The organism is Mesorhizobium sp. YR577 (genome assembly GCF_900116595.1).
In the GTDB taxonomy this organism is placed as follows: domain Bacteria; phylum Pseudomonadota; class Alphaproteobacteria; order Rhizobiales; family Rhizobiaceae; genus Mesorhizobium_M.
Map to the genome: position 1 here is coordinate 131,529 of NZ_FPBI01000001.1, position 20,345 is coordinate 151,873.

A 20,345-nucleotide genomic window follows, 5' to 3' on the forward strand; every position below is an offset into this window, starting at 1 on the left:
GTGTCGTGAACCATGCGCCTGACGTCACTTTCCGCCGCCGGCTACCGATCGCTGATGTCCATCCGGCTCGACGTCGGACAGATAGGGTTGTTCGTCGGCGAAAACGGCGTCGGCAAGTCGAACCTCTACCGCGCGCTTCAGCTCATCAAGGCTTCGGCCGAAGGCACGCTGGCCACTGAAATTGCGCGTGAAGGCGGCATGCAGTCGGCACTGTGGTCCGGCAGGCGCCGGGCCGGGCAACCCGTTCGCGTCATCCTTCGCGCCGATTTCGAAGACGACGATACGGCGGTGAAATCATCCTATCAGGTCGAGATCGGCCTGCCCCCGCCTGCTTCGGCGGGGTTTGGTTTCGAGCCGCACATCAAGGAAGAGACGCTGTCCGTCGAACCTGGCCGCCGGCCAGTAGAGATGATGACGCGCAAGGGGCCCGCGGTTTTTGCCCGCGACGGCGACGGGCGGCGCATCGAGCACCCGGTGAAGATGCTCAACTCGGAAACGGCACTTTCCTCGCTCGGCAATTCCGGGCGTTATCCCGAGATCGGCGACCTTCGCGCGGCGGTGCTCGGCTGGCGATTCTATCATGGCTTTCGGACCGACCGCGATTCGCCGGTTCGCAAACCGGCCCTGGCGGTCACCTCGCCATTGCTCGACGAGGACGGCGCCAATCTTGCAGCCGTGTTCGCCACGCTGAAGCATATCCGGCAGGACACGGACGATCTCGACCGCTGCATCGCCGAGGCACTGGGCGGGGCGCTGTTGGATATCCCCGTGCCGAAGGAGACTGCGAGTTTCGGCCTCGTCACGCCGGAGTTTCCGCAGCGCGTTTTCAGGCCGGAAGAGCTTTCCGACGGGCAGCTGCGTTTCGTCGCTTTGGCGGGGGCGCTTCTATCCTACCGCCTGCCGCGGCTGATCGCGCTCAACGAGCCGGAAACAAGTTTGCATCCGCAAATGCTGCCGGCGCTTGCCGACATGATCGCGCAGGCGGCCGAGCGGACGCAGGTCTGGGTGGTGACCCACTCGCGTGAATTGGCCGAGATGATCGGGGAGCGCACCGGCGCCAGGGCCTTGACGGTCATTCGCCTCAATGGCGCGACGATGATCGAAGGCATGCGGCCGACGGGCATGATGCCCGCCGGCAATCTCGACGAAAATGATTAGCCGATCTTCTGGCCGGTCTTGGCCCAGTCGGCCAGGAACTGCTCAAGGCCCTTGTCGGTCAGCGGATGCTTGACCAGCGCCTTCAGCGTTGCCGGCGGGACGGTGGCGACGTCCGAGCCGATGAGGGCTGCGCGCTTGACGTGATCGACAGTGCGGATCGAGGCGGCGAGGATTTCGGTGTCGAAATCGTAGTTGTCGTAGATCTGGCGGATCTCGGCGATGAGTTCCATGCCGTCGAAGCCCATATCGTCGAGGCGGCCGATGAAGGGCGAGATGAAGCTGGCGCCGGCCTTGGCGGCAAGCAGCGCTTGGGTAGCCGAGAAGCACAGCGTGACATTGACCTGGCGGCCGAGGTCGGTGCGGATCGACTTGCAGGCCTTGAGGCCGTCAAGCGTCAGCGGCACCTTGATGCAGACATTGTCGGCGATCTTGGAGAGGACCTTGGCTTCCTTCATCATCTCGGAGTATTCGGTAGCCGTCACTTCCGCTGAAACCGGGCCGTCGACGATATCGCAGATTTCCTTGGTGACTTCGGCGATGTTGCGGCCGGACTTGAGGATCAACGACGGGTTTGTGGTGACGCCGTCGAGAAGGCCGAGATCGTTGAGTTCGCGGATTTCCTTCACGTCGGCGGTATCGACGAAGAATTTCATGGGAGTATCTCCTTGGCAAAAATGTCAGCGTCTCGGGAGGCGCGTCGTTGATCGGCCTTTGCTCTAACGCAAAGTCCGGGCAAGGTCACGCGCCATGAAGCACGATTCGTTCGAAACCAAGGCAGTGCCGGTTCTGGTACCGATGCCGGCCGAGCGCCCCTACACCTATGCCGTGCCGGCTGGCATGAGCGTGGTGCCGGGTTCGATCGTGCGCGTGCCGCTGGGGCCGCGCGAAGTGGCCGGCATCGTCTGGGATGGGCCGGGCGAAGCGGTCGACGCCAAGAAGCTGCGGGCGATCTCGCATGTATTCGACTGCCCGCCGGTGGATCAGGCGATGCGCCGGTTCGTCGACTGGATCGCGTCCTATACGCTGTCGCCGCCCGGCATGGTGGCGCGCATGATCCTGCGCGCGCCGGAAGCTTTCGATCCGGAACCCTGGGTGGAGGGCCTGCAGCGCGCGGCCAATGATCCCGATCGGATGACGGCGGCGCGAGCACGCGCTCTGGAAATGGCCTCCGACGGCATGGCCTGGACGCGATCGGGGCTGGCGCACGCGGCCGGCGTGTCGTCCACCGTGATCGACGGGCTGAAAGCGCAGGGCGTGTTCGAAACGGTGATGATCCCGCCGCGCCCGGTGGTGGCCGCGCCCGACCCGACCTATGGGAAGGCGGAGCTGATCGGCGACCAGGACATTGCCGCGAAGGAATTGCGCGCCAAAGGCGAGGCAGGCGGGTTCAGCGTGACGCTGCTCGACGGCGTGACCGGTTCGGGCAAGACGGAAGTCTATTTCGAGGCAGTGGCAGCCGCCCTTGAAAAGGGCAAGCAGGTGCTGATCCTGCTGCCGGAAATCGCGCTGACGCAGGCGTTTCTGGAGCGCTTCCAGGACAGGTTCGGCGCAAAGCCCGCCGAATGGCATTCCGATCTTGCACCTAAGAAACGCGAGCGCGTCTGGCGGCAACTGGCCGAAGGCGGCGTGCGTGTGGTTGCCGGCGCGCGCTCGGCGCTGTTCCTGCCTTTCAAGGAGCTCGGGCTGATCGTCGTCGATGAAGAACACGACCCTGCCTACAAGCAGGAGGACCGTGTCTTCTACAATGCACGCGACATGGCCGTGGTGCGCGGCCATATCGGCAGCTTCCCGGTGGTGCTGGCTTCCGCCACGCCGTCGGTCGAGAGCCGGGTCAATGCGAGCCAGGGCCGCTATGGCCGTGCCGTGCTGTCGGCGCGTTTTGCTGAGGCTGCCCTTCCCGACATCAAGTCGATCGACCTGCGCCGCGCCCCGCCGGCGCGCGGCGGTTTCCTGTCGCCGGTGCTTGTCGACCACATGCGCCGCACGCTGGAGAGAGAGGAGCAATCGCTGCTGTTCCTCAACCGGCGCGGCTATGCGCCGCTGACGCTGTGCCGGGTCTGCGGGCACCGCTTCCAGTGCCCGTCCTGTTCGGCCTGGCTGGTCGAGCACCGCTTTCGCGGCCAGCTCGTTTGCCACCATTGCGGACACAATGAAAAGCGCCCGGAAGCCTGCCCCGAATGCGGGACGCTCGATCATCTCGTCGCCTGCGGGCCGGGGGTGGAGCGCATCGCCGAGGAAGTCGTCGGGCATTTTCCAGACGCAAGAACGATAGTGCTTTCTTCCGACATGATGGGCGGGGTGAAGCGGCTGCGGCTGGAGCTGGAAGCCATCGCCAAGGGCGAGGCCGATATCGTCATCGGCACGCAATTGGTGGCCAAGGGGCACAATTTTCCGAACATGACGCTGGTTGGCGTCATCGATGCCGATCTTGGCCTCGCCAATGGCGATCCGCGCGCCGCCGAGCGGACGTTCCAGCTGCTGTCCCAGGTGACGGGGCGGGCAGGGCGCACCGGCAAGAAAAGCCTCGGCCTGCTCCAGACCTACCAGCCGGAGCACCCGGTGATGCGGGCGATCGTCTCGGGCGACGCCGAGGCGTTTTACGAGCGCGAAATCCTCGAGCGCGAAAAGTCGGCGCTGCCGCCTTTCGGGCGGCTTGCAGGCATCATCGTCAGCGCCGACAATCGCCCCGATGCCGAAAGCCATGCGCGGCTTCTGCGCCGCGCCGCACCGCCGGCGCGCGATATCCATGTGCTGGGCCCGGCCGAGGCGCCGCTGGCCATGGTCGCCGGGCGCCACCGCTTCCGGCTGCTGGTGCAGGGCGACCGGCCGGCAGACATGCAAGGCTATCTGCGCGCCATGCTCGCCAACGGACCCAAGATACGTGGCTCCGTGCGGGTGCAGGTCGACATCGATCCGCAGAGCTTTTTGTGAGCTGCGCCGCTGGCGCCGAAGTCGGATGTTGCTATAATGTTCCGTCTTGGGTGAGGCTGGAGAGAACGAAGTAATGAATGCTGCTGCCGATGAACCGGTTCATCTTTTGGAGGACACGGAGACCGGCGATCGCTTTCTCGTCTATGCTACCCCCAAGGGTCTCCGCCTCGATATACGGTATGAGGGCGAAACACTCTGGATGACTCAGGCCCAGATTGCAGAGCTTTTTGGCCGAGATCAGTCCGTCATTTCCCGGCACGTCCAGAACATTTTGGAAGATGGCGAATTGGAGGAAGAGGGCAATATGCAAAAAATGCATATTGCAGGCTCAAGCCGTCCAGTCACACTGCATAATCTCGATGTAATTATCTCGGTCGGCTATCGCGTTTCGTCCGCTCAAGCGACGGTCTTTCGCAGATGGGCGACCGGCGTGCTCGTGCAATTCGCCAAAAAGGGCTTCGTTGTCGATGCCCCTCGCCTGAAACAGCCCGCAAACACTGATCGTGTTGCGGAGCTTCGTGAGATCATTCGCGACATTCGTTCTGATGAAGCGAATGTATATCGCGAACTGCAGCGCATTTGCGCCATGTGCCAGGATTACGACGGCACGACGGACGCAGCTCGGGAATTTTACCAGCGCACCCAGGCCAAGCTTGTCTGTGCAGTCACGTCGGAAACGCCCGCTGAAATCGTGACGCCGACCACACAGCAGAAAACATGGGGCTACAGACATGGCCAAATGACAAAATCCGCAAGCAGGATGTGGCCATTTCAAAAAACTATCTCGCTGAAGCCGAAATCAGGGAACTCAACAGGCTGACCATGATCTTGCTGGATATTTTCGAGGATCAGTTGGATTTGGGCAGGCTGGTCGTGATGCAGGACGCGCAGAATCTTCTTGAACGGCAGCTGGAACAGCTTGGCCGATCGGTGCTGCGGCATGGCGGATCAGTGAAAGCGATGGATGCGAAACGGGCGGCCGAGAAACAGTACGAAAAGTTTGATCTCGATCGTAAGCTTCAGCGCCAAAAGGAGGCTGAACAACTCATCAGCAGCCTTGCATCCGAAGTGAAAAAGCTCCCTAAGACGCCGCGCCGTTAGTTGGCGCATAGGCTTAAAATCTCCAGCATATAAAAGTAGCTAAAAATCGTTTGGAGCAGGCGCAATGAAAACCCTTGGTCTTATCGGCGGCATGAGCTGGGAGAGCACGGCGATCTATTATCGTCATCTCAACGAGATCGTGCGCGAGCGGCTGGGCGGATTGCACTCAGCAAAGCTGCTGCTGTGGTCGTTCGATTTTGCCGAGATCGCCGAGCGCCAGCATGCCGGCGACTGGCGCGGTGCTGCGGCGCTGATGATCGATGCGGCCCGCAGGCTGGAGGCGGCGGGCGCCGAGGGGCTGTTGATCTGCACGAACACCATGCACAAGCTCGCCGACGAGGTTCAGGCAGCCGTGTCGATCCCGCTGATCCACATAGCCGACGCGACTGCGACGGCCGTCAAGCGGGCAGGGTGCGTGCGGCCGGCGCTTCTGGCGACGCGCTTCACCATGGAAGAGGATTTCTACAAGGGCAGGCTGACCGAGAAATTCGGGCTTTCGCCGGCAGTGCCTGATATGGCCGGGCGCGATATGGTGCACCATGTCATCTATGAGGAACTCTGCCGCGGCATCGTCAACGAAGCGTCGAAGGCCGCTTACATCGCCGAGGTCGAGCGGATGCGGCGCGATGACGGTATCGACAGCGTCATCATGGGCTGCACGGAAATAACCATGCTCATTTGCGAGCAGGATTTCGACATACCCGTGTTCGATACGACGCGCATCCATGCGCAGACGGCCGTCGAGTTCGCCCTGGGTGAGCTTTAAGCGGTAAATTTGACGCCCCATCTGGCGCGGCTGACATCGCACGCTAGAATGCGCGCGGTTTAGACCAGAACATTTTTCGAGGGGACATCATGGAATTTGCGCTTCCCTGGCCGGTCACGCAGGGTGAATGGCTGGCGTGGTCTTCAGCCGTCGTCACGGTGCTGTTTGGACTGCTGCTGCTTTTCGGGCCACGGCTATCGTTGCGCATCCTGCGCCTGCAGACTGTCGAGAATCATCCCGAGGCGGTTTCAGAGGCGCGGGCGACCATGTCCGGCTTCTACCTCGGCGTTGGCCTGTGCTGCATTCTGCTCGCCCAGCCGCTGCTTTACATGGCGCTCGGTTTCTCCTGGCTGTTCACTGTTTTCGGCCGTATCATCTCGATGCTGTCGGATCAGGGGAACGGGGTTTACAACTGGGTCTGGCTGATCGTGGCACTCGTTCTGGCTGCATTGCCGCTGGCCTTCGCCTTCGGCTTTATCGCCTGATTGGAGCCTGTTGGCGCCTATCTGCGCGCAGCATGCGACAAATCTGCCTAAAAGCCGCTTCGCCAACGTGTTGCGACTCTGAAAAGCGTGTGCTAGACGGCAATCGACTTTCGATCGGGGGATGCGACAGCCGCTTCCGCCAGATCGATAAAACGCAGCAAGGTCAAAGATTTAGCCAGAGTTCCAGACTCCAGCCTAAGAATCTTCCGGCCTGTCAGACAAGAGAAAAGACGGACCGTGGCAAAGTCTAGCTCGCCAATCTCAGCAGTTGCCGAACGCTATGCGGGTTCGCTTTACGAACTGGCAGCGCAGTCGAAGCAGATTTCCAAGGTCGAAGGCGACCTCGGCCGCTTCGAAGCATTGCTCGCCGGTAGCGATGATCTCACACGCATGATCAAGAGCCCGGTGTTCTCGGCCGATGAGCAGTTCAAGGCCATCACCGCCATCGCCGACAAGGCGAAGATCACCGGCCTGGTCGGCAACTTCCTTCGCGTCGTGGCGCAGAACCGCCGCCTCTTCGCCGTGCCGGGCATGATCAAGGCGTTCCGCGAGATTGCCGCCGAGGCGCGCGGCGAGGTTGCTGCCGAAGTCACTTCGGCGCATGACCTGTCTGCCGCCCAGAAAACCGAACTGAAGGCTGCGCTGAAAAGCGTCGCCGGCAAGGACGTGTCCATCACGGTCACCGTCGATCCGTCACTTCTCGGCGGGCTGGTGGTCAAGATGGGCTCGCGCCAGATCGACACGTCGCTCAAAACCAAACTCAATTCGCTCAAGCTTGCACTGAAAGAGGTCGGCTGATGGACATCCGCGCCGCGGAAATTTCCGCAATTCTCAAAGACCAGATCAAGAATTTCGGCAAGGAGGCTGAAGTCTCCGAAGTCGGTCAGGTGCTTTCCGTCGGTGACGGTATCGCCCGCGTTTACGGTCTCGACAACGTCCAGGCGGGCGAGATGGTCGAGTTCCCCGGCGGCATCCGCGGCATGGCGCTGAACCTCGAAAGCGACAATGTCGGCGTCGTCATCTTCGGCAACGACCGTGACATCAAGGAAGGCGACACCGTCAAGCGGACCGGCGCCATCGTCGACGTGCCTGTCGGCCCCGGCCTGCTCGGCCGCGTCGTCGACGCGCTCGGCAACCCGATCGACGGCAAGGGCCCGATCAAGGCAGCAGAGCGTCGCCGCGTCGACGTAAAGGCGCCCGGCATCATCCCCCGCAAGTCGGTGCATGAGCCGATGTCGACCGGCCTCAAGGCCATCGACGCGCTCATCCCGGTCGGTCGCGGCCAGCGCGAGCTGGTCATCGGCGATCGCCAGACCGGCAAGACCGCCATCATTCTCGACACCATCCTCAACCAGAAGGCCATCCACGACAGCGGTCCGGAATCGGAAAAGCTGTTCTGCGTCTATGTCGCCGTCGGCCAGAAGCGCTCGACCGTCGCGCAGTTCGTGAAGGTCCTGGAAGAGCGCGGTGCGCTCGACTACTCCATCATCATCGCCGCCACCGCTTCCGATCCGGCGCCGATGCAGTTCCTGGCACCGTTCGCCGGTTGCGCCATGGGCGAATATTTCCGCGACAACGGCATGCACGCGCTGATCTCCTATGACGATCTGTCCAAGCAGGCCGTCGCTTATCGCCAGATGTCGCTGCTGCTGCGCCGCCCGCCGGGCCGCGAAGCCTATCCGGGCGACGTCTTCTACCTGCACTCGCGCCTGCTCGAGCGCGCTGCAAAGCTCAACGACGAAAACGGCAATGGCTCGCTGACGGCTCTGCCGGTCATCGAAACGCAGGCCAACGACGTTTCGGCCTACATCCCGACCAACGTGATCTCGATCACCGACGGCCAGATCTTCCTTGAAACCAACCTGTTCTTCCAGGGCATCCGTCCTGCCGTGAACGTCGGTCTCTCGGTGTCGCGCGTCGGTTCGTCGGCCCAGATCAAGGCGATGAAGCAGGTCGCCGGCTCGATCAAGGGCGAGCTCGCGCAGTACCGCGAAATGGCGGCCTTCGCGCAGTTCGGCTCCGACCTCGATGCCGCCACGCAGCGCCTGCTCAACCGCGGCGCACGCCTGACCGAGCTCCTGAAGCAGCCGCAGTTCTCGCCGCTGAAGACGGAAGAGCAGGTTGCGGTGATCTATGCTGGCGTCAACGGCTACCTCGACAAGCTCGCCCTCAACCAGGTCGGCAAGTTCGAGCAGGGTCTGCTTGCGCATATGCGCGCCGACGGCAAGGACGTTCTCGACGGCATCCGCAAGGAGAAGGCGCTGAGCGATGGTCTCCGCGCCAAGCTCAAGGAACATATCGACGCTTTCGCGAAAAACTTCGCCTGACACTGACGGGTAAGGCATGGCCTCGTTAAAAGACCTCCGTAACCGTATCGCCTCGGTCAAGGCGACGCAGAAGATCACCAAGGCGATGCAGATGGTCGCCGCGGCGAAGCTGCGCCGCGCCCAGGAAGCGGCGGAAGCCGCCCGGCCCTATTCGCAGCGGATGGGTGCCGTTCTGGCGAACATCGCCCAGGCGGTCGGCGGCGGTGGCGATGCCCCGGCGCTAATGACCGGCACCGGCAAGGACGACGCGCACCTGCTCGTCGTCTGCACGGCCGAGCGCGGTCTTTGCGGCGGCTTCAATTCGCAGATCGCGCGCTTTGCCCGCGATCATGCCCGCAAGCTGATCGCTGCCGGCAAGACGGTGAAGATCATCTGCGTCGGCAAGAAGGGTTTTGACATCCTTCGCCGCGACTACGCTTCGCTGATCATCGAGCGCGTCGATCTGCGCGAAGCCAAGCAGGTCGGCTTCGTTCATGCCGATGCGATCGCCAAGAAGGTGATCGGGCTGTTCAACGAAGGCGCCTTCGACGTCTGCACGCTGTTCTATTCGGAATTCAAGTCGGTGATCAGCCAGGTTCCGACCGCGCAGCAGATCATTCCGGCTGCAGCACCCGCTGCGGATACGAATGCGAGCGCGGACGTTACCGGCGGCGCCGTCTACGAATACGAACCCGAGCCGGGCGAGATCCTGAGCGACCTCATTCCGCGCAACATCTCCGTGCAGGTTTTCCGGGCTCTGCTCGAAAACGCCGCCGGCGAGATGGGCGCCAAGATGAGCGCGATGGACAATGCAACGCGCAACGCCGGCGACATGATCAACAAGCTGACGATGTCGTACAACCGCCAGCGTCAGGCGCAGATCACCAAAGAACTGATCGAAATCATTTCGGGCGCGGAAGCGCTCTAGTCACGTGACCTGAGGAAAGCCGCAGGCTTTCCGATCGATCATGTGGAAACAGAAAACGGACCAAAGAGGTTACCACAATGGCTAAAGCAGCTACTCCGAAAGCGGCTCCGGCGGCGAAGGCCCCGGCAGCAAAGAAGGCAGCGCCCGCCAAGGCAGCGGCCGCAAAGGCTCCTGCCGTGACGGCAGCGGCGGCCCCGGCCAAGGCAGTTCCTGCCAAGGCAGCCCCGGCGAAAGCCGTTGCCACCAAGGCAGTGGCGGCCAAGTCGTCGTCAACGGCCATGTCGGCCAAGGGTGCGGCCGGCAAGGTCAGCCAGGTCATCGGCGCCGTCGTCGACGTTTCCTTCGAGGGCGGCAACCTGCCGAAGATCCTGAACGCACTTGAGACCATGAACGGCTCCAACCGTCTCGTTCTCGAAGTGGCGCAGCATCTCGGCGAAAACACCGTACGCTGTATCGCCATGGACATTTCGGAAGGTCTGGTTCGCGGCCAGGCGGTCTACGACACGGGCGAGCCGATCACGGTTCCGGTCGGCGACGAAACGCTCGGCCGCATCATGAACGTCATCGGCGAGCCGGTCGACGAAGCAGGCCCGGTCAAGACCAAGGCGCGCCGCGCCATCCACCAGGACGCTCCGGCCTATGTCGACCAGTCGACGGAAGCGCAGATTCTCGTCACCGGCATCAAGGTCGTCGACCTGCTGGCACCTTACGCCCGCGGCGGCAAGATCGGCCTGTTCGGCGGCGCCGGCGTCGGCAAGACCGTTCTGATCCAGGAACTGATCAACAACGTCGCCAAGGCGCACGGTGGTTACTCAGTGTTCGCCGGCGTCGGCGAGCGTACCCGCGAGGGCAACGACCTTTACCACGAAATGATCGAATCGGGCGTCAACAAGGACCCGCATGAGAACAACGGCTCGACCGAAGGTTCGAAATGCGCCCTGGTGTTCGGCCAGATGAACGAGCCGCCCGGTGCGCGCGCCCGCGTCGCTCTCTCCGGCCTGACGATCGCCGAGCATTTCCGCGACCAGGGCCAGGACGTTCTGTTCTTCGTCGACAACATCTTCCGCTTCACGCAGGCGGGTTCGGAAGTGTCCGCACTTCTCGGCCGTATTCCTTCGGCCGTGGGCTATCAGCCGACGCTGTCGACTGACATGGGCCAGATGCAGGAACGCATCACCACGACCCACAAGGGCTCGATCACGTCCGTGCAGGCCATCTACGTGCCGGCCGACGACTTGACCGATCCGGCGCCTGCGACTTCGTTCGCGCACCTTGACGCGACGACCGTGCTTAACCGCGCGATCTCGGAAAAGGGCATCTACCCGGCCGTCGATCCGCTCGACTCGACCTCGCGCATGCTCGATCCGCTGATCGTCGGCGAAGAGCACTACCAGGTTGCCCGCCGCGTCCAGGAAATCCTTCAGCGCTACAAGTCGCTGCAGGACATCATCGCCATCCTGGGCATGGACGAGCTGTCGGAAGAAGACAAGGTGACGGTTGCCCGCGCCCGCAAGGTCGAGCGCTTCCTGTCGCAGCCCTTCTTCGTGGCCGAAGTGTTCACCGGCTCGCCTGGCCAGCTCGTGCCGCTCGAAGACACGATCAAGAGCTTCAAGGGTCTGGTCGAAGGCGAATACGATCACCTGCCGGAAGCAGCCTTCTACATGGTCGGCTCGATCGACATGGCCATCGAAAAGGCACAGCGTCTGGCAGCGGAAGCTGCGTAAATTAAAGGGAGTAGTGAGGTAGTGAAGTAGTGAGATGGTGAAGTCGGAGCTTCTGTTCCCCACTCACTACTCACTACTCCCCACTCACTAGAGCGAACATGGCTGAAGCTTTCAAATTCGAACTGGTCTCGCCCGAGCGTCTGCTCGTTTCGGAAGAGGTGCAGTCCGTCGTCATTCCCGGTGCGGAAGGCGAGATGACGGTTCTGGCCAACCACGCGCCGGTGATGACCACGATCAAGCCGGGCGTCGTCACGGTCAAGACCGTGGCCGGCGCCGACGAGCGCTATGTCGTGTTCGGCGGTTTCGCCGACATCCTGCCGTCCGGCTGCACGCTGCTTGCCGAATCGGCCGTGCCGGTGGCGAGCATCGACCGCGAGGATCTCGCCCGCCGCATCCAGGATGCGCGCGAGGATGCAGCCGACGCCAAGGACGACGAGACCAAGACCCGCGCCGAGGCCTTCCTGAACCAGCTCACGACGCTGGAAGCCGCGCTCTAAGAGCCGGCTCAAAAGTCTCAACCTTTTGAAAAGCCTTCGTCCCGATAGGGACGGAGGCTTTTTTCGTTTCAGCAGTATCGGTCGCTCGAGCGTCGCCTTTAATAGGCCCGTACTGCCAGTGCGATCTTTATGAAATTCCTATTTCTTTGGCCTGCGGCTCGTCTCGAACCTTTATGGCGTCGGTGACATCTTCTCCCTGCAAGTGATGCTTCGCGACCGACGGTTTCCGTGCGCGCGACATCATCGGTCATCTCTCTTTGACCGCGCGGCTCACGTCGCGCGGCGAGAACTTTTGGAGACTGCGTCACCATGTGGGACTTCATCCTCGTAGCCTTGGGCATCGTCTCCTTCGGGCTGTTCTATGCCTACACGCTCGGCTGCGACCGGCTTTAGGAGCGAGACAGATGCTGATCGATTACGTCCTCTCAGGCGGCGTCACGCTGCTGCTCACCGTCTATCTCATCTTCGCCCTGATCCGCCCCGAGCGCTTCTGACGGCCATCATCATGACTGCGAAAGTAGAAAAGCCATGACCATCAACGGCTGGATCCAGATCCTGATTTTCTGCGGGATCGTCGTTCTTCTCGTCAAGCCGCTCGGCGGCTACATGACGCGCGTCTATCAGGGCGAGCGCACCTTCCTGTCCTTCATCTTCGCGCCGTTTGAGCGCCTGCTCTATCGCCTCGCCGGCACCAGTGAAAACGAGGACCAGCACTGGACGACCTATGCCGCGGGCATGCTCGCCTTCAACCTGCTCGGCTTCCTCGTTCTCTATGCGTTGCAGCGCTTCCAGGCGGGCTTGCCCTTCAATCCCGCCGGCATGGGCGCGGTCGGACCCGAGCTTGCCTTCAACACGGCGACAAGCTTCGTCACCAACACCAACTGGCAGAACTATGGCGGCGAAAGCACCATGTCCTATCTCGTGCAGATGGCCGGCCTGACGGTGCAGAATTTCGTTTCTGCCGCGACTGGCATGGCGCTGGCCATCGCCCTGGTGCGCGGCTTCTCCCGTGCGTCCGCCAAGTCGATCGGCAATTTCTGGGTCGATCTGACGCGCTCGACGCTCTACATCCTTCTGCCGCTCTGTATCGTGCTGACGCTGTTCTATGTCTATAGCGGCGTGCCGCAGACGCTGGGCGCCTACATCGATGCGACGACACTCGAAGGCGCCAGGCAGACCATCGCTGTCGGACCGGTCGCCTCGCAGCTGGCGATCAAGATGCTCGGCACCAATGGCGGCGGCTTCTTCAACGCCAACTCTGCGCATCCCTTCGAAAACCCCGACGCGCTGGTCAATCTCGTCCAGATGGTCACCATCTTCGCAATCGGAGCGGCGCTTACCAACGTCTTCGGCCGCATGGTCGGCAACCAGCGTCAGGGCTGGGCGATCCTTTCCGCCATGGGTGTGCTGTTCATCGTTGGCGTTACCGTCACCTATTGGGCGGAAGCCGCCGGCAATCCGCTGATCCATGCGCTCGGCGTCGAGGGCGGCAATATGGAAGGCAAGGAAGTACGCTTCGGCATTCCGCTTTCCGCACTGTTCGCCGTCGTCACCACTGCGGCGTCCTGTGGCGCGGTCAATGCCATGCATGACTCGTTCACCGCACTCGGCGGCATGATCCCGATCATCAACATGGAGCTCGGCGAGGTCATCGTCGGCGGCGTCGGTGCTGGTCTCTACGGCATCCTGATCTTCGTCATCATCGCCATCTTCGTCGCTGGCCTGATGGTCGGGCGCACGCCCGAATATCTCGGCAAGAAGATCGAGGGCAAGGAAGTGAAGATGGCGATGCTGGCCATGCTCTGCCTGCCGCTGGCCATGCTGGTCTTCACCGCCATCAGCGTCGTCATGCCATCCTCGGTGGCGTCGATCGCCAATCAGGGGCCGCACGGCTTCTCGGAGATCCTCTATGCCTACACCTCGGCGGCAGCCAACAACGGCTCGGCCTTCGGCGGCCTCACCGGCAACACGCCCTGGTACAACATCACGCTCGGCATCGTCATGATGATGGGCCGCTTCCTGGTCATCGTGCCTGCACTGGCTATCGCCGGTTCGCTGGCGGCCAAGAAGACGGTTCCGGCGTCTGCCGGCACCTTCCCGACCGACAGCGGCCTGTTCGTCGGCCTGCTGGTCGGCGTCATCCTGATCGTCGGCGGCCTCACCTTCCTGCCCGCGCTGGCGCTCGGCCCGATTGCTGAACATCTGGCGATCGCTGCCGGCCAGACCTTCTAATTTGGAAGAATGACAATGAGCAAAATGAAATCGGCGAGCATCATGGATGCAGCCATAATCGTCCCGGCCATCGGCGCGGCCTTCAAGAAGCTCGACCCGCGCTCGCTCGCCAGAAACCCGGTGATGTTCGTCGTCGCCGTGGTTTCGGCGCTGACCACGGTGCTGTTCCTCAAGGACATTGCTGTGGGCAATTCCAACCTCGGCTTCTCCTTCCAGATCATCGTCTGGCTGTGGTTCACCGTGCTTTTCGCCAACTTCGCCGAAGCCGTCGCCGAAGGGCGCGGCAAGGCGCAGGCGGATTCGCTACGGCGCACCCGCACCGAGACGCAGGCCAAGCTGCTGACCGGTGATGACCGCGCCAAGTTCACCATGGTGCCCGGCGCGGGCTTGAAGGTCGGTGATCTCGTGCTGGTCGAGGCGGGCGACATCATCCCCTCCGACGGTGAGGTGGTCGAAGGCGTGGCCTCGGTCAACGAGGCGGCGATCACCGGCGAATCTGCGCCCGTCATTCGCGAATCGGGCGGCGACCGCTCGGCCGTCACCGGCGGCACGCAGGTGCTATCCGACTGGATCAAGGTGCGCATCACCGCTGCCGCCGGCTCGACCTTCCTCGACCGCATGATCGCGCTGGTCGAAGGTGCGGAGCGTCAGAAGACGCCCAACGAGATCGCGCTTAACATATTGCTGGCCGGCATGACGCTGATCTTCGTGCTGGCGACCGCGACAATCCCGAGCTTCGCCACCTATGCCGGCGGCTCGGTTCCGGTCGTGGTGCTGGTCGCGCTGTTCGTGACGCTGATCCCGACGACCATCGGCGCGCTGCTGTCGGCCATAGGCATTGCCGGTATGGACCGCCTGGTGCGCTTCAATGTGCTGGCCATGTCCGGCCGTGCGGTGGAAGCTGCGGGCGACGTCGATACGCTGCTGCTCGACAAGACCGGCACGATCACGCTCGGCAACCGCCAGGCCAGCGAATTCCGCCCGATCAAGGGCGTCACCGAGAAGGAACTGGCTGACGCCGCCCAGCTTGCCTCGCTTGCCGACGAGACGCCCGAAGGCCGTTCGATCGTCGTACTGGCCAAGGAAAAATATGCCATCCGCGAGCGCGACATGCGCACGCTGCATGCGAGCTTCGTGCCCTTCACGGCGCAGACCCGCATGAGCGGCGTCGATGTCGAAGGCAGCTCGATCCGCAAGGGCGCGGTCGACGCCATCCTCGACCATGTCGCCAAGGGGCCGGCGGCGGCACTGGCCAGCTCGGCCTCGGGCGTGACGACGATGCAGGCGTCGAGCGCCAGCATTGCCGAAATCCGCTCTATCGCCGAACAGATCGCCAAGTCCGGCGGAACGCCGCTGGCGGTGGTGCGCGACGGACGCCCGCTCGGCGTCATCCACCTCAAGGACATCGTCAAGGGCGGCATCAAGGAGCGTTTCACCGAGCTGCGCCGCATGGGCATCCGCACGGTGATGATCACCGGCGACAATCCGATGACGGCGGCGGCCATCGCCGCCGAAGCCGGCGTGGACGATTTCCTCGCCCAGGCGACGCCCGAAAACAAGCTGCAGCTCATCCGCGAGGAACAGGCCAAGGGCAAGCTGGTGGCGATGTGCGGCGACGGCACCAACGACGCGCCCGCCCTGGCGCAGGCCGATGTCGGCGTTGCCATGAACACCGGCACGGTGGCGGCGCGCGAGGCCGGCAACATGGTCGATCTGGATTCTGATCCGACCAAGCTCATCGAGATCGTCGAGATCGGCAAGCAGCTCCTGATGACTCGTGGTGCGCTGACGACCTTCTCCATCGCCAACGACATCGCCAAATATTTCGCCATCATCCCGGCGATGTTCCTCGCCTTCTATCCGCAGCTTCAGGTGCTGAACGTCATGAACCTGTCGACACCGCAATCGGCGATCCTGTCGGCGATCATCTTCAATGCGCTGATCATCATCGCGTTGATCCCGCTGGCGCTGCGCGGCGTCAAATACCATGCGGTGGGTGCCGCCTCGCTGCTGCGCCGCAATCTCGTCATCTACGGCCTGGGCGGCATCATCGTGCCCTTCATCGGCATCAAGGCGATCGACCTCGTCGTCTCCGCACTCGGCCTGGCATAAGGAAGACCATCATGTTGAAGCAACTTCGACCCGCACTGGTCATGATCGTCATCTTCACGGCGATCACCGGCCTGGCCTATCCGCTCGCCATGACCGGCATTGCCGGGGCACTGTTTCCGCGGCAGGCCGAGGGCAGCCTGATCACCGAAAACGGAACCATTATCGGCTCCGAACTGATCGGTCAGAACTTTGCCAGCGAGAAATATTTCCACGGCCGTCCGTCGGTGACGCTCGGTCCAGACCCGGCCGATCCGTCGAAATCGGTCGTCGTGCCCTATAACGCCGTGAACTCGATGGGCTCCAATCTCGGCCCGGCCAATCCGGCGCTGATCGAGCGCGTCAAGGGCGACCTGGAGAAACTCAAGGCGGAAAACCCCGGCCAGCCCGTGCCGATCGATCTGGTGACCACCACCGGCAGCGGCCTCGACCCGGACATCTCGCCGGAGGGCGCGATGTTTCAGGTGCCGCGCGTCGCCAAGGCGCGGGGCGTTTCGGAAGACAAGCTCCGTGATCTGGTGAGCGATCTGACACAGGCGCCGATCCTCGGCATATTGGGCGAGCCGCGCGTCAATGTGCTGGCCCTCAACCGCGCGCTGGACGCAATGGTGAAGTAGGATCATCGGAGCCTTCGCCGCCGCGATTGACCTCGCGGCGGCTTTGCATGAGGAATGATGCGGGCCATTCGCCCGAAATGAGCAGTGCGCATGCCTGACGACAGCGACAGGCGTCCCTCGCCGGATGCCCTTCTGGAAGCCGCGGAGCGAGAGCTTCGCGGCAAGTTGCGTATTTTCCTGGGCGCGGCTCCCGGTGTCGGCAAGACGTTCGAGATGCTGCTTTCGGGCCGCGCCCGTCAGGCCGAGGGCGTCGATGTCGTCATCGGCGTCGTCGAAACGCATGGCCGCAAGGAGACCGAGGCGCTTCTCAAGGGCTTCGAGATCATTCCGCGTGTTCCTGTGCCCTACAAGGAGCGCGCGCTCGACGAGATGGATATCGACGCCATCCTGATGCGCCGGCCGCAACTGGTTCTGGTCGATGAGCTTGCCCACACCAACGCGCCCGGCAGCCGCCATCCCAAGCGCTATCTGGATATCGAGGAACTGCTGGCAGCCGGCATCGACGTCTACACCACTGTCAACATCCAGCACGTCGAAAGCCTGAACGACATCGTTGCGCAGATCACCCGCGTGCGGGTGCGCGAGACGGTGCCGGATTCCTTCATCGACCGCGCCGACGACATCGAGGTGATCGACCTCACGCCGGGCGACCTGATCGAGCGGCTGAAGCAGGGCAAGGTCTACATGCCCCGCACGGCCAAGGCTGCTGTCGAAAACTATTTCTCGCCGGGCAACCTGACGGCGCTGCGCGAACTGGCCCTGCGGCGCACGGCCCAGCGCGTCGACGAGCAGCTTGTCAGCCATATGCGCGAGAACGCCATCTCCGGGCCATGGGCGGCCGGAGAGCGGGTGCTGGTGTGCATAGACGAGGCGCCACGTGCTGCCGCGATGGTGCGCTATGGCCGGCGGCTGGCGGAGCGGTTGCGCGCGCCGTGGTCGGTGGTGACGGTCGAGACGACGCATGCGGCGCGCCTAACCGAGGCCGAGCGCGACCGGATCGCCAGCGCGCTGCGGCTTGCCGAGAGCCTGGGCGCGGAGGCTGCGACCTTGCCGGGACGCACGGTCGCCGAGGAGATCATGCGCTATGCGCGCGAGCGCAACGTCACGCACATCATCGTCGGCAGCTCCGACAAGGCGCGCTGGCGCGAATGGATCGAAGGCTCGGTGACGCACGACCTGATCCGCATTGCCGGCGATATCAGCGTGCATGTGATCTCGGGTCGGGAGGTCGCACCCAAGCCGCCGCGAGGCTCAGTGCAGGATGCCGGCACGACGGGTTTTTCCTTCCGTCCCTATCTGGTGAGCCTGGGCATCATTGGCATCGCGCTGATATGTGCGTTCGCGCTGCGGCAATTGCTCGATGTCGCCAATATCGGCGTCGTCTTCCTGATGGGCGTGCTGACCAGCGCGTTGTGGTTTGGCCTGAGACCCGCGATCTTCGCCAGTGTCATCGGCGCCATAACCTTCAATTTCTTCTTCCTGCCGCCGCTCTACACATTCGACATCGGCGATTCGGAAAGCATCGTCACCTTCGTCTTTTTCCTCGTCGTATCGGTGATCGCCAGCAATCTTTCGGCGCGGGTGCGCGGGCAGGCCATCGCCGCGCGCCAGCGGGCGCGGATGAACGAAGACCTCTACATGTTCTCCAAGAAGCTGGCCGGTACCGCGACGCTCGACGATGTTCTGTGGGCGACGGCCTTCCAGATCGCCTCGATGCTGAAGGTGCGGGTCGTGCTGCTGTTGCCGGAAGAGGGGCGCATCACCGTCAAGGCAGGCTATCCGCCCGAGGATACGCTGGACGAAGCCGATCTGGCGGCGGCGAAATGGACCTGGGAGAACGACAGGCCGGCCGGACGCAGCGCCGATACGCTGCCGGGCGCCAAGCGCCTGTTCCTGCCCGTGCGCACGGCGCGCGGCGCAATCGCCGTGGTCGGCATCGACGACGACCGGCAAGGACCGATGCTGACGCCCGAGCGGCGGCGGCTGATGGATGCGCTGACCGACCAGGCGGCGCTCGCCATCGAGCGCGTCCATCTGGTCGAAGACCTCGACAATGCCAAGCTGGCGGTTGAGGCCGACCGGCTGCGCTCGGCGCTGCTGACATCGATCTCGCACGACCTGAAAACTCCGCTCGCCGCGATCATGGGAGCGGCGGGTACGCTGAAGGAATTTTCCGGCGCGCTCGATGCGCCCACCAAGGATGAGCTTCTCGGCTCGGTCTTGGATGAATCGGAACGGCTCAATCGCTTCATCGCCAATCTGCTCGACATGACGAAGCTGGAATCCGGCGCGATCAGCCCGAATTTCGGCATGCACGACCTGAACGAGATCGTCGGCAGCGCGCTGTCGCGGGCGAAGAAAATCCTTGGCTCCCACCAGATCGAAGTCGACCTGCCGCCCAACCTGCCGATGCTGCGCGTCGATCCGGTGCTGTTCGAACAGGTTTTGTTCAATCTCTTCGACAATGCGGCAAAATACTCGCCCGCCGCGTCGCGCATCCGCATCCAGTCTTTCCAGGGCGAAAAGTCGCTGACGATCCAGATTCTCGATGAAGGGCCGGGCATTCCGGCGGACGAGCTTGAGGATATTTTCGGCAAGTTCACCCGCGCCCGCAAGGGCGACAGCGTGCCGGCCGGCACCGGCCTCGGCCTTGCCATCTGCCGCGGGTTCATTGAGGCCATGGGCGGCACCATCGTCGCCGGAAACCGCACCGACCGCCCCGGTGCCGTCTTCACCATCCGCATGAAACTGCCTGCGGGGCAAATTGAAGGCACGGAGTTGTCATGACCGCGTCCGCGATAAAGATCCTCGTCGTCGATGACGAGCAGCCGATCCGCAAGCTGTTGCGCGCCGGCCTGTCGACGCAGGGCTATGACATCATCGACGCGCCGAACGGACGCACGGCGCTGGAGGAGATGGCCAATGCCTCGCCCGATCTGGTGGTGCTCGATCTCGGCCTGCCCGATATTTCCGGCCAGGAGTTGCTGCGGCGCTGGCGCACCGAGGGCAGGACGGTGCCGGTGGTCATCCTGTCCAGCCGCACCGACGAGCCCGGCATCGTCGAGGCGCTCGATCTTGGCGCGGACGATTATGTGACCAAGCCTTTCGGCGTGAACGAACTGATCGCGCGCATCCGCGTGGCGCTGCGCCACCGGCTGCAGCAGCAGGGCGAAAAGCCTGTGTTCCACACCGGCGATCTGTCGGTCGATCTGGTGCGGCGCATCGTCAGGCTCGGCGAGGAGGAGATAAAACTGTCGCCCAAGGAATACGACATATTGCGCGCGCTGGTGCAGCATGCCGGCAAGGTTCTGACCCACAATTTCCTGATGAAGCAGGTGTGGGGCGAAGTGCAGGACGTGCAGTATCTCAGGGTCTATGTGCGCCAGCTGCGCCAGAAGATCGAGCCGGATCCGGAACAGCCGCGCTACATCCGCACCGAAACCGGGGTCGGCTACAGACTAAGCGAAGCGGATTGAGGAAGCGGCTTTCCG

The 20,345-nt window shown here is 63.0% G+C and carries 16 protein-coding genes and 1 pseudogene; 16 read left to right on the top strand and 1 reads right to left on the bottom strand.

The features are described from left to right. Window positions 1-12 precede the first annotated feature (12 nt). Window positions 13-1,158: an AAA family ATPase gene (locus tag BM413_RS00665; RefSeq protein ID WP_091908988.1), complete on the top strand. Its 1,146-nt coding sequence runs from the start codon at window positions 13-15 to the stop codon at window positions 1,156-1,158. On the opposite strand, the gene fsa is transcribed toward BM413_RS00665, so the two are convergent. Further along, entirely contained in the window at window positions 1,155-1,811 is a 657-nt protein-coding gene (gene fsa / locus BM413_RS00670; protein WP_091908991.1) for a fructose-6-phosphate aldolase, read from the bottom strand. The genes BM413_RS00665 and fsa overlap by 4 nt on opposite strands. A 94-nt stretch (window positions 1,812-1,905) precedes the next feature. Here fsa and BM413_RS00675 point away from each other — a divergent pair, with 94 nt between their 5' ends. The 15 genes and pseudogenes from BM413_RS00675 to BM413_RS00745 all read left to right on the top strand — a co-directional run bounded on the left by BM413_RS00675 (window position 1,906) and on the right by BM413_RS00745 (window position 20,330). Next, window positions 1,906-4,089, top strand: a complete 2,184-nt coding sequence (locus tag BM413_RS00675; RefSeq protein WP_091908994.1) for a primosomal protein N' — start codon at window positions 1,906-1,908, stop codon at window positions 4,087-4,089. Between the two features lie 313 nt (window positions 4,090-4,402). Then, window positions 4,403-5,190 (top strand): annotated as a pseudogene (rhuM, locus tag BM413_RS00680) (RhuM family protein). A 64-nt stretch (window positions 5,191-5,254) separates the two neighbouring features. Continuing rightward, window positions 5,255-5,956, top strand: coding sequence for an aspartate/glutamate racemase family protein (locus BM413_RS00685; protein ID WP_091908997.1), 702 nt, complete (start codon window positions 5,255-5,257; stop codon window positions 5,954-5,956). A gap of 89 nt (window positions 5,957-6,045) precedes the next feature. Further along, window positions 6,046-6,441 carry an AGROH133_08824 family phage infection protein gene (locus tag BM413_RS00690; protein WP_091909000.1) on the top strand — a complete coding sequence of 132 codons (396 nt, stop codon included), beginning with the start codon at window positions 6,046-6,048 and terminating at the stop codon, window positions 6,439-6,441. A 237-nt stretch (window positions 6,442-6,678) separates the two neighbouring features. Further along, the gene (locus tag BM413_RS00695) at window positions 6,679-7,239 is read left to right on the top strand and encodes a F0F1 ATP synthase subunit delta (RefSeq protein WP_091909003.1); all 561 of its coding nucleotides are present in this window, start codon (window positions 6,679-6,681) and stop codon (window positions 7,237-7,239) included. Further along, window positions 7,239-8,768, top strand: coding sequence for a F0F1 ATP synthase subunit alpha (gene atpA, locus BM413_RS00700; protein WP_091909007.1), 1,530 nt, complete (start codon window positions 7,239-7,241; stop codon window positions 8,766-8,768). The genes BM413_RS00695 and atpA overlap by 1 nt, the downstream gene beginning before the upstream one ends. Before the next feature lie 16 nt (window positions 8,769-8,784). Continuing rightward, complete coding sequence (locus BM413_RS00705) at window positions 8,785-9,675, top strand: F0F1 ATP synthase subunit gamma (RefSeq protein ID WP_091909010.1); 891 nt, start codon at window positions 8,785-8,787, stop codon at window positions 9,673-9,675. Between the two features lie 77 nt (window positions 9,676-9,752). After that, entirely contained in the window at window positions 9,753-11,399 is a 1,647-nt protein-coding gene (atpD, locus tag BM413_RS00710; RefSeq protein WP_091909013.1) for a F0F1 ATP synthase subunit beta, read from the top strand. 98 nt (window positions 11,400-11,497) lie between these two features. Further along, window positions 11,498-11,896 (top strand): F0F1 ATP synthase subunit epsilon, encoded by a 399-nt coding sequence (locus BM413_RS00715; protein ID WP_091909016.1) that lies wholly within the window; start codon window positions 11,498-11,500, stop codon window positions 11,894-11,896. Window positions 11,897-12,300: 404 nt separating this feature from the next. Continuing rightward, the gene (gene kdpF / locus BM413_RS00720; protein ID WP_091909018.1) at window positions 12,301-12,390 is read left to right on the top strand and encodes a K(+)-transporting ATPase subunit F; all 90 of its coding nucleotides are present in this window, start codon (window positions 12,301-12,303) and stop codon (window positions 12,388-12,390) included. A gap of 34 nt (window positions 12,391-12,424) precedes the next feature. Further along, entirely contained in the window at window positions 12,425-14,128 is a 1,704-nt protein-coding gene (kdpA, locus tag BM413_RS00725; RefSeq protein WP_091909022.1) for a potassium-transporting ATPase subunit KdpA, read from the top strand. Window positions 14,129-14,143: 15 nt separating this feature from the next. Continuing rightward, window positions 14,144-16,240, top strand: a complete 2,097-nt coding sequence (gene kdpB, locus BM413_RS00730; RefSeq protein ID WP_091909024.1) for a potassium-transporting ATPase subunit KdpB — start codon at window positions 14,144-14,146, stop codon at window positions 16,238-16,240. 11 nt (window positions 16,241-16,251) lie between these two features. Further along, window positions 16,252-16,854 (top strand): K(+)-transporting ATPase subunit C, encoded by a 603-nt coding sequence (locus BM413_RS00735; protein ID WP_091909027.1) that lies wholly within the window; start codon window positions 16,252-16,254, stop codon window positions 16,852-16,854. A gap of 90 nt (window positions 16,855-16,944) precedes the next feature. Further along, complete coding sequence (locus BM413_RS00740) at window positions 16,945-19,641, top strand: sensor histidine kinase (RefSeq protein WP_091909030.1); 2,697 nt, start codon at window positions 16,945-16,947, stop codon at window positions 19,639-19,641. Beyond that, complete coding sequence (locus BM413_RS00745) at window positions 19,638-20,330, top strand: response regulator (RefSeq protein ID WP_091909034.1); 693 nt, start codon at window positions 19,638-19,640, stop codon at window positions 20,328-20,330. The genes BM413_RS00740 and BM413_RS00745 overlap by 4 nt, the downstream gene beginning before the upstream one ends. Window positions 20,331-20,345 lie beyond the last annotated feature (15 nt).